Raw genomic sequence first — 14,210 nt, 5'->3', positions numbered from 1 at the left:
TGTTATACAAAAGAAGCCGGGTTTTGCTTTATTCCCGGCTTCTTTTGTTATGGCTTTAGCCAGTTGAGTGCGTGAAACGCGCGAAACAAAAAACCACCCGCTATGCGGGTGGAGGGATCGAGGGTTTGACCAATAAGACCATCCCGATAGAATTGAGATGTTCAGGCTCAATTGAAAGGAATGGTCTTAGATGGCAAACAAGAGCTATAGTCTAGCTCACACGAAGTGGATGTGCAAATACCACATTGTGTTCACCCCGAAGTATAGACGGAAAGAGATCTATAATCAAGTGAGGAAAGACTTAATCGAAATTTTCAAACGTTTATGTAAGTATAAGGGAGTGGACATCCTGGAAGGTCATATGATGCCAGATCATGTACACATGCTGGTAGCGATCCCCCCAAAGATAGCCGTGTCCACATTCATGGGATATCTGAAGGGGAAAAGTTCGCTAATGATCTTTGAAAAGCACGCGCAACTAAAGTATAAATATGGGAATCGAAAATTTTGGGCAGAAGGCTATTATGTAAGTACAGTGGGCCTAAATGAAGCAACCGTAGCAAAATACATTCGTGAACAAGAAGCACATGACCAAGCAATAGATAAGTTGAGTGTAAAAGAGTACGAAGATCCGTTTAGCAGTAACAGGAGCAAAAAGAAATAAACCAGTTTAACTGGTTAGTGAAAGTGACAAATTACACTGAGCCTGAACAGATTTGTGGTCAGGCTAGCGTCTTTAGGCGCAGTTTGGCAACAGGGGGTTATACCCCAAGTGCAAACCACCCGTTGGACGGGTGGTCATGATTGTAGCAGAGGTTTTAAACAGGATTATTGGCTTGTTCTCCAAGCCAGTATGCCAGTGTTCATGCTCGTACATGCCGTCAAAGCGGCTTCTGGTGTATTAAGTTCTTTTCCCCATGCAACATAGTATCGGAATTCATAAAACCCACCTAATGTTGCCTTAAAGTTCGTTTCCCAGTAATTGTTCATCGGCCATGAGTAGAGGTGGGCTGGATCTTTAACTAGCTCAAGATGCCCGCTTAAGAGTCGATCCTCATAATCTAGAGATCCTATCTGAATGAGCGGCGTATCCGGCATGGCAATCGCAACGCCTCGTGCATCATTGACATACGCGGCCCCTTCATCAACACAGTAAAAATCTGCCAGGGAACCTGGAAGTTGATCGACTCGCGGGCGTAAGGCTGCCCCCTTTTTTTGAACCCAAAGTTCTTGCTGCTCCGATGCAATGGAACTTCCAAAAGGAAGTGAGATGTATAGATTTTCTGGGTCCCATACGCTTTCCTTATGAATCCGTACGGCCACATCGACACGAGCACGATCACGGTATACCGTGACGAGTAGGGAGTAATGACTGCAACCGTCCACACTGTATGTCAAACGAACTTTACCGTAAAGGACTCCTTTTTCAATAATATCAACATTTATTAATGTTCCCACTGAAGTTATCGCATCAGGTCCTCTACGGTTACGTCCCATCTTACGGCGAACATCATACATACCAAATTCATTAGGTGCATGTGTTACATTATAGACGGGAGTAAATACATGATGCTTACGATCTGCTCGAAGCAGATCCTCATTTGTGGTCTTGTCGATCCACTTCGTCATGCCAGCTCCCATTTCCCATTCGAGTCGAACGAAAGGGGATTCGATGAACTTCGGGGTAATGTGCAGCTGCGGTTTAACAGGTGGCATGATATCCATCATGCGATCCGACCCAACAAAATCTGTCCGATAAGCCGTCACAGGCTTGCGTTCTGCAAGGGCCTTGATCGTCAATTGAACCTGTTGTTTAGGCTGTAGGCTTACCGGGATAGTAATGACGACACCACGATGTCCTGTAACCATTTGCGCATCATATTTAGTACCCGTTGTTTCATCAATAACCTCGAAGCCATTCTGTAACTCCGTCCCATGCCAGCCTTCCATAATGAGGTGAGCATAATCGGTTTGCTCATAGTCATTGGGGTTATATAACTCAAATTTCATTGGACGATTAGGACGAAGTAACGCATCACCACGCGCCTCAAGGATGTCATATAGTGCTGTATGAGCGAGTGAGCTCGCATTGGCAGCATACGCTTCTTTTCTACAACCCAGCTCTTGAACGAATGGATTCCATGGTTCTGTGACTGAGGAATGATAACCCCATGTATGCTCAGCGAAAAGGGCTAGCTCATACTCTATCGCTTCAAGCCGTTCTTTGGAGACAATCTGACAGGAAGGATCTAATTGCTTCACCTTCGTATACACACGTTGAGCTTCACGGAAGATCTGCACATGCATCGGTGTTGTTGCTGAACCGTCTGTCCACCAATCTGGCCAGTCCCCACGGAAGGTCTCGATTTCTTCAGGATGTTCTTCTGCATAGCCTTCCAAATCTGCAAAGAAATCGTCCAATGTCGCGGGTTGAATAAAGATGCGGTCACCATGCTTTTCGTTCCAAGGATTAATAAAATCCATCAACGCTGCATTTGGCGAGCCGTTGTCGGTCGGAAGACCGGACACCATCACAGGTACGAACGGGAATGTGAAGCCATCTGCAACTAATTGCTCTAAGTAGCGGTCAAATCGTGCTTCGGCCACTTCGAAGGATACGCCATTACGGACATCATGATCATCGCGAATCGTATAAGATCCTCCAATGCTAGGGATCAAGCCGAGATCGTTACCGAACATGTAATGCTCGCCGCTCCAAACGAGAATACGATCACCTCTAGGTGTCTCCCACCAGAATGGAACTTGCTTCTTCCATAATGGGAACATGGAATGATGCGTATGGATACAAGTTATTAGATTCTCGACGCCGGCATCGGCTAGGACCTGACTGTACCCCCAGCCAAAGCCGGTGATGTCTGCTGTCATTGCAGAATGTACAGGAAATTCAATGGATAGCCCGTAATCGGTAATTCTTTTGATCATGACAGAGAGCATGTCTTGACTTAATTGCTCACTAAAATTGAGATAAGTACCAGAGAGGCCGATATAGCCTTTCTTCACCGCATGAGCAAATTCTTCTTTTTCTTTTTCCGTTGCTTTTAATAGGAATGATTCAACAGGCCAATAGGTTTCACAGACCCATTTATAGCCCTTCCAATCGGGTCTTGCGCCGCTCTCGATATCTCTTACAATCTGCAAAGCCTGTCGGATATAATTCACATGATATTGTCTGATTTTTTCCTGACGTTCGGTGTAGCCAACATCGGTATGAGAGTGCTGAATAACATAAATTTTCCATGGTTTGTTTTGACTCATAGTCAAACTCCTTTCGCAGTTACAGGATCATCAACTTAAAACGGAATAAAGCATCTTCTTCATACCATGCTTGGAAGTTCGTACCCCATACATTGTTATGCAAATTCACATGCATCCCCCCGGAGAGCGGAGCAAAAGTATGATCAAACTGAACCAAGCGAGGTTCTCCAGGACATACAAGGGCAGCATCCAAGGTATCAATATGAACCTTTCCATCAGCGGCTGCATAGTACATCCCTCGCTGTACGGCATGCATGTTGCGATTTCCTCCTTTTACAACGTCCAAAGGTGAAATGAGTTGTCCTAGTTTGTCCAGCTTCCATTGATTCGGATTGTTAACGATCGGATTAAAGCTCATCCAAGTCGCTTCAGGAAGGCGATAGGCATCCTTGTCAAACCATTGCAGCTTGCATTCCAGTGAATGCGTATTTTTCTTGAAGACGTACTCCAGCGTTAATTCTCTGGGAGCTCCCATGCGCTCCCATGCCGCTCTTGGCATACGCAAGCTGGCAAGCACGACATCCTGATCTTCGCCATAGACAGCCTGTAAGGACAAGAGCTTCGGAGTTATAATTTCATGTGTAATCCATTCTTTAGTTAAGTCCATTCCTGGCTTGCCGAAGTCTCCAGTTGCCCATACATGCGTATATTTCCATCTTACATGATATTCACGATACCAGCGTTCATAGTCCGCCTGTGAATAGGTTTCGTAAGAGAATAATCCGATCAGATTGTCAGGTCCTGCCCATTCTCGACCTTGAGCATCTTTGAGTCCGACGATAGCGCCAGTATCCTCAAATACAACTTCAAAATCTCCTAATGCATAAGGTTGATCACTAGATAAACTAGCTGCATCAGCAAGCTCGTTGCGAGCAGGCTTTAAAGCGAGTAAAGCAGCCTGCGCTTCAGCTTGCCGTGCAGGGTGAAGTGCTTGAATCGCTTGATCCAGGTACTCACGCTGCTCCTGCCAGGATCGCTCCATAAGACTAAAGGAGCGTGAATTCAGCTTATCTTCGGCTTCATCACCGAACATTTCGATCATTTCGGCACGTGAATTCATTTCGTAAAAACGATATTCCAACGGATTCAGGCTAATATCAACCTTGTCACGCTTTCTAGCTTTTTGAAAATCATCCTTATCATAATGGGCATAGTCCGCAAGATATCTTTTGATATCTACGCCCCAGGTATGCTCAGGGATCATAATTAATTCATCACAGAAATTGTGGTATTCTACGTCGTTTGCCGTCAATTGCCCTTCGTGTAGCCATTTGCTTTTTAAGCGAAGTAATTCCCGGTAGCACGCCAATTTATAAGGGTCAGTGGAGGAGCCGTGAATCCAGCTGTCTCCGATTTCATCTTCCACAACAGGCAAGGCATCGCGAATGGCCCATACCTTTTCGGCATATTGATCTAAAGTAGAAGCTTTAATCTCGGCATGCGGATACGCCGCTTGCAGCTGTGCGAATTCTGCCTCAATCTGCTCGACCGTGGAAGGTCCATGGTTATCATGGGTGTGCGCGAAGTAAAGAACATCATTCAATCCTTCTATTTCAAAAGTTGTGCCGTAATCTTTACTATAATGGACAACAATTTCAGAGCCGTCTGTATTTCGCCATAGGAACATTTCAGGGACATGGGGAACATGGCTAGATGGATTGACACCTAGATGCAAATACTTCAATCCAGCCTTCGCCATATGCGTGACTAAGGAGCGGGTATGCCCCGGAACATCGGTCATCTTGGCTGCGATCGTATGTTTGCCAAATCGTTCATCAAGCCGCATTGCCATTTGAATGCTATAATCGAGCAATTCGCTATCATATAACTCGGTATAGGTGGTGAAAGGAAGCCCATGCCATCTTAAATAGTCTTTGGCTATCGCTTCTTCTGCTCGTTGCTTTTCCTCGGCGGTTCCATGCTTCAATAGATGATGGATTAACCAAGAGCCAGTAGTCCAGATAAAAGAACCTTTTTCTGGATGCTTATCGAAATATTCCGCTGTTTGTATTGCTTTTGGGAAGAACAATTTCATATAGCGATCCGTAACGTTTTGTGCGAGATCCGTGTAGCCAATGTCCAAATGTGTCTTAAATATAACGTGAATTTGTACTCGGTCTTTCATCAAGCGTATCGCTCCTTCCTGATGATTACGCCCTCATTGTATTAAAATTTATCTCATTTGACTTTCCGATTTATATCTAATAGGATCAGAAACATATACTTGCAGAGGTTGTGTAATAGGGTGACAGAACATATCAAAAATGAACGATGGGTATACTTTGCAGATTGGGAACACGGCCCGGCGGCTCGTGTTGAGGATTTAGTTCTCTTGGGATATGATCATTTCAGCAAAGCAACACCTTTGACGAGTCATATGCATGAAGATGCCTACGAGTTTGTCTATGTTGATCAGGGAGCGGTTGATTGGGAAGTAGGAGAAGAACCTTACAGTACGAATGCTCAGCATATCATTCATACAAGACCAGGTGAACGACATCGTGCCAGCTTTGACTATATTGGGCCGTCCACCATTTGGTGGATGATTATTCGGGATCCAGCTCAGGAGAAAGAATGGTTCGGACTCCAAGAGGAGGAGCGACAGATCTTCGTCAAATGGATACAAAACTGTCCTCGCGTACAATTAGTCAGTAAAGATATTGTCATCTATTTCAAACGCTTGAAACAGCTTCTTCAACAGCAGCAGCATACGGAATTACTTGAATTTCAGCTTCGTCATTACGTCTTGGAGCTTTTGCTGCATATTCTGCATCATCCGCAGCATGTTGTACAATCTCCAAACATGCATACCTACACATTGCAGCTGAAAGAAAGACTTCTACAAAATCCATTTGAACGATATACAATCGGACAGCTTGCGGAAGAGATGGGGTTAAGCGAGTCGCATTTCTATCGCGTGTTCCGAGAAACGAATGGACAATCTCCTACTGCGTATATGGAACGAGTTCGCATGGATTATGCATGTCAAGTGTTGAAGGAATCGGAGATGTCCATAACGGATATCGCCATGGAACTAGGCTTCAAGACTAGTCAGCATTTTTCAACGGTCTTCAAAAAAATGATTGGGATGACGCCGAAGGCGTGGAGAAAGCAAAATACGAAGTGAGACAATAATCTGGAACAATAGCAAATGCACTTTGAAAGCAGCCACTGACCATATTCAGAAGGAGTCGCGGAAATCGCGGCTTTTTTTAGTTTAACGATACGAAATTCCAGAATAAAAGGGGTAATTTGCCAAGGGAGAAAGTCCCTATTTTTGGAGTATATTACTGATCCGAAAGGACTATCCACGGGAAAAAACAGGAATTTAGCCGTATGACTGCAGCTCTGTGTCACGCCGATATTAGAATTATCGTTCATCTATCGTGGACGTACACAAATTCGCACAAGGGAGATAACTGCAGATGAAACAAATGACGAAAAAGCAGAAAAAGCAACTGAAGAAACAACAGATGAAACAACGGGCATGGATGAAGTGGTCTTCGATTATGTTGGCGGCCACTGTCGCAGCGGGGAGTACAGCGGGCTTCGCTGCGGCTGAAGAGCGAGGATGGAACGTTAGGGAAGACGCCGTTCACTCTGGATATCGCAATGTAATCGCACAGCAAGATCCTTCTGCAACTGATTTACCGTTCGACTTCGATGGGAGTCTACCGATTGCGGAACAGTCTGAAGTTTCAGGGATTATGGAGTCGCAGACTAGAGCCTTGACGAGCTCAAGCTCAAGCGAGCGATCGACATACAGCATGGCATATTTGAATGCAATGTCGTATGAGGAGCTTACAGATCTGCTTGTAAGCATTGAGTGGGAGAAGATCCCTGAGTTGTTCAAATTGAATGAGGATACCCAGCGTTTTTATTCGGACGAGAATCGTATGCAAGCGATCATTGATCGGCTGGAGGAAAGCGGCAGACGATTTACGACCGAGGATATACAAGGCATTCCAACGCTGGTAGAGGTACTGCGTTCCGGTGTGTACCTGGGGTATTACAATAAGGAGCTAAGTCGCCTTAATGAGTTGGATTTCCGTGAGAAGATGCTGCCTGCCATGAAGGCGATTGTAGATAATCCTTCCTTTACTTGGGGAAATGAAGTGCAGCATTCGGTGATTTCATCAACGGGCAGACTGATTTCTAACGTCACAGCCGATACATATATCATCAACCGGTTAACCGGACTTTTGTCAGACTTTACGGATCGCCAAGAGCAATTGGGTGGTAATTTTTTATCGGGAAAGGCCTTCTACGACGTAATCCAGGGCATTGGATATGTTCTGATGTATCGCATGATCGAACCGGATCAGAAGGCCGAATTCAAGGAAAACATCGACGGATATTTGGAGCAATTATTCCGTCTGGGGAGCGAAGGTTCCACAGCAGAGGATAGGAAATGGTTGACCAGCAATGCGATTTACTATACTGGTACGCTCGGGCATTATCATAGCGACCCGCAGAAAGCGAACCAGGTGCTGACGAGCGTTATGCAGACGAATCCGAAGCTGGGGGAGCTCTATTTCGTTGCAGCTGATCAGATTTCACAGAATTACGATGGGGAGGACGCTTACGGCAACCGGGTTGATATAGACGAACTGAAGCAGCTCGGGAAGAAACATTATTTGCCGCAGCGAGTTGAATTCGATGATGGCCAGTTTGTGTTCCAGGTGGGCGGCCAATTGACCCAAGAGCAGCTCCAACGCCTGTATTGGGCGGCGAAAGAAGTGAAGGCCCAATTCCACCGGGTCATCGGCAATGACCAGCCATTAGAGGCGGGAAATCCAGACGATGTGCTGACGATCGTTATTTATAACAGTCCAGATGAATATAAAATGAACCGGTTTTTATACGGATATGATACGGACAACGGCGGCATTTACATCGAAGGGGATGGCACCTTCTTTACATTTGATCGCACGGAAGAGCAAAGCATTTATAGTTTGGAAGAGTTGTTCCGGCACGAGTTCACCCATTATTTGCAAGCACGCTTTGAGGTACCGGGCATGTTTGGCCAAGGGCCGTTGTATCGAGGCGGACGCATGCAATGGTTCGACGAAGGGGGAGCTGAATTCTTCGCTGGCGCTACGCGAATGGAGGGAATTCAGCCTCGCAAGTCGGTTGTCGGCTATTTGGTGGCTGACGAGTCGGAGCAGCGCTTCACTGTGTCGGATACGGTAAATTCGAACTATGGATCGTGGCAATTTTATAATTATTCCTTTGCACTATATGATTATTTATATCATCATGATTTCTCGGCCATGGATCGGATTCATCGCGCGATCAGATACAATGATGCGAATGCTTACGAGCATGAGCTCACTTCCATTAGCGGCGATGCGCGCATGAACGAATCGTACCAACGCTCCATTGGTGAGAAGGTCGCACGTTACGATGAATTGTCGGTACCGCTGGTGTCTGACGACTATTTGCAAGCAGTGGAGCAGAAGCCGGAAATTGAAATTTACGATGAGATCACGAACGTGGCTGAGCTGGGCAACAGAAGCGTTAAGAAAAGTAATTCTGGCTTGTTCAAGTCGTACGAGCTGCGCGGCACTTATGTCGGCGGTGCTTCTGCAGGAATAGAACAAGACTGGCAGACAATGAACCAGTTGACGGATGGCTTCTTGCAAACCTTATCGGATAAACCATGGAATGGGTACAAAACGCTTACTGCATATTTTACTAATTATCGCGTTAATGATGAAGGCAATTTTGAATATGAAGTTGTGTTCAATGGCAAGCTTCCAGAAGGTGCAGACGGCGGGGATGTTACATTGCCGGGCGATGGCGCCAATTCCGGAAACGGTAACGAAGACAACAGCGGGAATCATGACGGCGATCAACAAGAACCTGTGGATCGTGAACCGAACGACACATGGAAAACAGCTATCCGGCTCGACGATACAGGAAAAACGGTTTCCGGTAAAGTGAGTAATACAGATGCGCTGGATATTTACCGTTTTAACGCGAAGCAGGTGGGGGAATGGACGATCGAATTGGAATCAGCGCAGACACGGGGAGTAGCTTGGGTGCTTTTCCATGAGTCTGACCCAGATAATTATAAGGCCTATCCAACTAAAATGGTAGGGAACAGCTTAGCTGGCTCCATATCAGTTTCCGAGCCGGGAATCTATTATTTGCATGTATATGCGGTAGCAGATGGAGATCAGTCGTACCGTCTGTCTGTTAAGTCGGATGCGCAGCAACAGCCTGAATCAGAGCTATCTCTATTTGAGGAGACTGAACCGAATGATGCGCCTGACATGGCTAACGGACCGGTACCATTAGGCCGAATAGTAAATGGAACGCTTGAAGGAGACGACAAACAGGATGTATTTATGATTGACTTGGAAAAATCGACCTCGTTGAACATTGGATTGGAGAAGCAACAGGGCGAACACGTAAACTGGGTGTTGTACCGCGAGGGCGATAATCAGCAGGTTCTGTATCCTGTTGATATAGACGGAAATTGGATGAAGGGTCAAGTCGAGGCGGGGCCTGGTCGGTATCATTTGTATGTATATAAATATGCCGATGAGGATGTACGCTACAAGCTCCAAATTCAATAGTATTTAAATTCATAAACCGGTAAGTAGGTTACCGGAGTGCTATTGTAACCTGAAAAGTGTGTCACTCTTGAATGAGCGGCACGCTTTTTTTTGCATTTACCAAGTGCTATTTGATAATAAATCTTGACAAGAAATGGTTATTATTTAATAATATATACATCATTTACTATAGTATATCTTTCTTTTCTGTCAGCCCCATAAATCTACTTTACTTGGCTTTATGACACTCCGCTAACACGACTCCAATGGTGACAAAACTCTATTATACCTATCTATATAGATTCCTCCATTTTGAGATATGATGTTAATCCCCTCCATACTTTACTCATGGGTGTACTTTTGGTTTTGATCCCTGCATAGTTGCGAGCTATGAATGTCAGCATTAGTTGGCAGATTATATAGCTGATTCTATATAGGAGAGCAGAATTGTAAACGCTTAATTCACCTTCCCATGAAGATTTCCAACTCGCTTGTTTATGCTTCTCACAATGTGATTGGTATTGCTTTTCATGACTTTGTACGAGTATATAAGCTCCTTAGAGTTTATATAAATCGGCTTAAAAAGGAGCGGATGCCCCCACGTTAACGGTTGTGCACAGCCTTGGCAGGATCATATTGAAGAGAGGAGGGAACTTAAAGGATCGCGGCAAAGATGGTGTCGAAAAATGAAAGGCACATGATGACCAAACCAAATCATGGGAGGTAATGTGATGATGTTTCAAACCCGTTTGGATTCCCGTTTCATCCAGCGATTAATGCTGATCGGCGGCGGATTGTTGCTCGTATTTGCTTGTACGTTCGCGTTCTCGAAGATCGTGTCAGCCCACGGATATATTAATGACCCGGCCAGCCGCGCGATCCAGTGTAAAAACGGATTGAATACCAACTGCGGCCCGATCATCTATGAACCTCAGAGCCTGGAAGGGCCGAAAGGCTTTCCTGCTGCCGGACCCCCTGACGGTAAAATCGCTAGCGCCGGTCTTGCCGGCTTCGCTCAGCTTGACCAACAATCAGCTACGCGCTGGAACAAGGTGAACATGACGAGCGGCACCAATAACTTTACTTGGAATTTTACCGCTCGTCATGCCACGACAAGCTACCGTTATTTCATCACCAAGCCGGATTGGAATCCCAATGCACCGTTGACCCGCGCCCAGTTTGATCTGACTCCGTTCTGTACAATTAACGGGAATGGTCAGCAACCGCCGGCCACGTTAACCCATTCCTGCAACGTACCGCAAAGAGACGGTTATCATGTCATCCTCGGCGTGTGGGATATCGCGGATACTCAAAATGCCTGGTACGTCGTCATCGATGCTCAATTTGGTCCTGGCGACAGCATTGCGCCTACGGCGCCGACTAATTTGGAGGTCAGCAACGTGGGCACAACGACGGCTACGCTGACTTGGGGGGCCTCGACGGACAACATTGCCGTCACGGGTTATGAGGTGTACAACGGCGTCAATGTCATCGCCACTGTGCCTGCTAGTCAGACGAGCGCCAATCTCACCAATCTATTGGCGGGCACGACTTATAACTTAGCTGTGAAGGCGTTCGACGCTTCCGGCAATCGATCGCCGTCCAGCAATAGTGTCCAGTTTACGACCACGGAGCTTCCGGTTGACGTGACGCCGCCGACCAATCCGACCGGCTTGCATGTGATGGGAACCCCGACGTCAACGTCAGTTACGTTGATGTGGAATGCATCCACAGATGCTTCCGGCATCGCGGGTTACCGGATTTACAACGGCAATACGGTCATCGCTACCATCACTGGAACGGCAACCGAGAAGGTCGTTACCGGTTTGTCACCGAACTCGCAATATACGTTTACGGTCCGCGCTTACGACCCGTCGAACAACGAATCTGGCGACAGCAATGCTGTGACGGTGTCAACGCCTGACGGTCCAAGTGCAACGCCATGGGAGCCCAATACCGCTTATGCGGTCAATGCACTCGTATCCTATAACGGCAAGGTGTACAAATGCACCCAGGCCCATACCTCCTTGCCGGGTTGGGAGCCGAGCAACGTGCCCGCTCTCTGGCAGCTACAACCGTAAACCCAGGATTTAGATGAGTAGGAAGCCCGCCGCTTGAAAAGAGCGGCGGGCTTATTTTTAAGGGTCGATCTTATACCCTTTTTGGGTTCTTGACAAATATCAATGAACTATAAAAACATATATATCATTCGGTAATGGGGATAATTCAACGGTTGCTTGAAGCGACAAACCAAAGCGATTGGTTGATACGGAACTGATCGTTCCAAGACTAAAACCTGCAGGATACTTTGATTCATTTCCTCCATTTGTTTTAACGCTGTCATTTACATTTATTTTACTATCTTTCGAAATTTTATTAATAACTGCTGTATTCTCTAGAAGATCATATTCTAGAACTCCAATTGTTGAATGGTCCCCTACTTTCACCGATATCCCTTGATTTTTTAAGAATTCCCCTGAATTTATTAGTTGTATGGTAGATGTATGGTTCTTTATCTCTGTAACAACACCTATTAGATCCTGATCGAGGGATATAACAGAATCATTCTCTTTTACTCCATCTAACTTACCAAGATCGATGATAATTGATTCAACGGGGATGTTGTTTTCTATCGGAGGTATATAATCAATAATTCTAGCGATTGAATATGAATAAGAAGGAGGCAACTGTTTTTTTGCTTTAGAAGCTTTGACTAATTGCTTATTTTCAGATTCCATCATATTTAAATCCATATCTTGAATTTTGAGGAATTCAATTGACTTTTTCAGTTGCTTATTCTCTATGTATATAGATACTAAATGGAACATTTCACGCTGCAGCAACGAAACATTGAATTTATAATACGAAGCAGCAAATAGTGAGCCAATAAGAAAAACAACCACAGAAACAGCAACAATCATTTTGCTCTTTTTACGTTTTCTCTTATACCAATACAAATTGAATTTCCCCTTTGAACCTATTGAAAATAAACTTATTCTGATTTTACGAAACCTTCTAAACCTTAGAAACGTACAAAGAAGCATAACATTAAGGAGTGATAGAGGTATGAGTGAAAAGGGATGAAGGCTATTTGCTTTATTCTTCTTGAATCAGGCATATAGCCTTCACCTCTTTTCGGGAAAATGGCTCTTACATATCATAGCATGAAATAATAGCAAGTAAAATCAAGCAGTACTCTCCCTATATACTTATAGTAAAAGTAGGGTGGTTGAAATGAGGTGAAAAAACGAATGTACGAGTGGCAGAAGCAAATTCAAATAATTGTTGATGAAATTGACGAATGTATCAAAAATTATAATGATGAAGCCTTGACACTACGTTTTCTTTCTCGCAGGCTGGGTTATTCCGAATTTTATACAACGAGGAAATTCAAAGAAATATCGGGTATGCCATTTAGGGATTATCTGCGGCTTAGAAAATTAGCCTTTGCACTAAAAGAGGTGCGGGATAGCGAAAAAAGTATTTTGAACATTGCTTTTGACTATGGTTTCTCATCACATGAAGCTTTTACCAGAGCTTTCAAGGGAACATATGGTGTAACTCCAAGTGAGTACCGAAAAAAGCCTAAGCCTGTCGTTCTTCGTACTAAAATAAACCTTTTCGACTGCTACTTTTTAGGATTTGGAGAGATTGGTATGATGAAATCTACAGATGATGTTAAAATTTATTTTGTAACTATTCCCGCACACAAATTTTTGCACATTAAAAACTATGAGAGTAATGGGTATTGGGATTTTTGGCAAAAGCAAAGTCTTATTCCGGGACAGGACTGCGAAACAATTTGCGGCTTACTCGATAGTATCAAGGGCAAATTGGATGACGTGGGTGGGAGCGAATCTAACAGCAGCAGTGGGCAGATTATGGCGTACATTAATGATCCGGACGGCAGACTCTGCGATTGGGGGGTTCCGCGTACAGAGTGTCATGGTGTACGTCTTCCTTTTGATTATAAAGGCGAAGTACCATCACAAATGCTTATGATTGATGTTCCCGAAGCCGAGTATCTTGTTTTTGAACATGGGCCATTCGATTATGAGCAGGAAAATCGTAGTGTGGAGGCAAAGATTGAAAAGGCAATGGCAACTTTTGATTTTGCAGATACCGGTTACTGCTTTGATACTTCCCCCGGTAGAATAATTTACTTTTATCATGATCCGGAGCGGTTTTGGAAGTATATCAGACCCGTACGGAAGTAAAAATGCACCGAGTCCATTGATTTTTTTTCCCAAATAGGTTATTTTATAGACAGCTTAGCGATAAGCTAGTTCCTTACACGAAGGGAGATGTGTTTTAATGGCAACTACTTATATGGTGGTTTGGTCTTAAAACTGAATAGCAGGCATACGCGAG

General features: G+C 44.8%; 8 protein-coding genes. 5 read left to right on the top strand and 3 right to left on the bottom strand.

Features of this window, described 5'->3' with window-relative positions; translation table 11 throughout:
- The first annotated feature begins 190 nt into the window (after positions 1-190).
- Positions 191-664: an IS200/IS605 family transposase gene (gene tnpA / locus BFJ94_RS06120; RefSeq protein ID WP_120460925.1), complete on the top strand. Its 474-nt coding sequence runs from the start codon at positions 191-193 to the stop codon at positions 662-664.
- A 164-nt stretch (positions 665-828) separates the two neighbouring features.
- Here tnpA and BFJ94_RS06115 read toward each other — a convergent pair whose 3' ends face one another.
- Together BFJ94_RS06115 and BFJ94_RS06110 are read right to left on the bottom strand one after the other, a co-directional pair.
- Complete coding sequence (locus BFJ94_RS06115; protein WP_120461860.1) at positions 829-3,276, bottom strand: glycoside hydrolase family 38 N-terminal domain-containing protein; 2,448 nt, start codon at positions 3,274-3,276, stop codon at positions 829-831.
- 19 nt (positions 3,277-3,295) lie between these two features.
- Complete coding sequence (locus BFJ94_RS06110) at positions 3,296-5,401, bottom strand: DUF5054 domain-containing protein (protein WP_120461859.1); 2,106 nt, start codon at positions 5,399-5,401, stop codon at positions 3,296-3,298.
- A gap of 120 nt (positions 5,402-5,521) precedes the next feature.
- On the opposite strand from BFJ94_RS06110, the gene BFJ94_RS06105 reads away from it, so the two are divergent.
- The 3 genes from BFJ94_RS06105 (at position 5,522) to BFJ94_RS06095 (ending at position 11,920) form a co-directional block, all read left to right on the top strand.
- Positions 5,522-6,403, top strand: a complete 882-nt coding sequence (locus BFJ94_RS06105; RefSeq protein ID WP_120461858.1) for an AraC family transcriptional regulator — start codon at positions 5,522-5,524, stop codon at positions 6,401-6,403.
- A 298-nt stretch (positions 6,404-6,701) separates the two neighbouring features.
- Positions 6,702-9,860: a collagenase gene (locus BFJ94_RS06100; RefSeq protein ID WP_229717232.1), complete on the top strand. Its 3,159-nt coding sequence runs from the start codon at positions 6,702-6,704 to the stop codon at positions 9,858-9,860.
- A gap of 713 nt (positions 9,861-10,573) precedes the next feature.
- Positions 10,574-11,920: a lytic polysaccharide monooxygenase gene (locus BFJ94_RS06095; protein WP_162944407.1), complete on the top strand. Its 1,347-nt coding sequence runs from the start codon at positions 10,574-10,576 to the stop codon at positions 11,918-11,920.
- 99 nt (positions 11,921-12,019) lie between these two features.
- Here BFJ94_RS06095 and mreC read toward each other — a convergent pair whose 3' ends face one another.
- Complete coding sequence (gene mreC / locus BFJ94_RS06090; protein WP_162944202.1) at positions 12,020-12,796, bottom strand: rod shape-determining protein MreC; 777 nt, start codon at positions 12,794-12,796, stop codon at positions 12,020-12,022.
- A gap of 294 nt (positions 12,797-13,090) precedes the next feature.
- On the opposite strand from mreC, the gene BFJ94_RS06085 reads away from it, so the two are divergent.
- Complete coding sequence (locus BFJ94_RS06085) at positions 13,091-14,056, top strand: helix-turn-helix transcriptional regulator (protein WP_120461855.1); 966 nt, start codon at positions 13,091-13,093, stop codon at positions 14,054-14,056.
- Positions 14,057-14,210: the final 154 nt, after the last annotated feature.

The organism is Paenibacillus aceti (assembly GCF_003614185.1).
Lineage (GTDB): Bacteria > Bacillota > Bacilli > Paenibacillales > Paenibacillaceae > Fontibacillus > Fontibacillus aceti.
The sequence above is the reverse complement of the archived record's forward strand: the minus strand, read 5'-3'. Positions and strand labels throughout refer to the sequence as shown.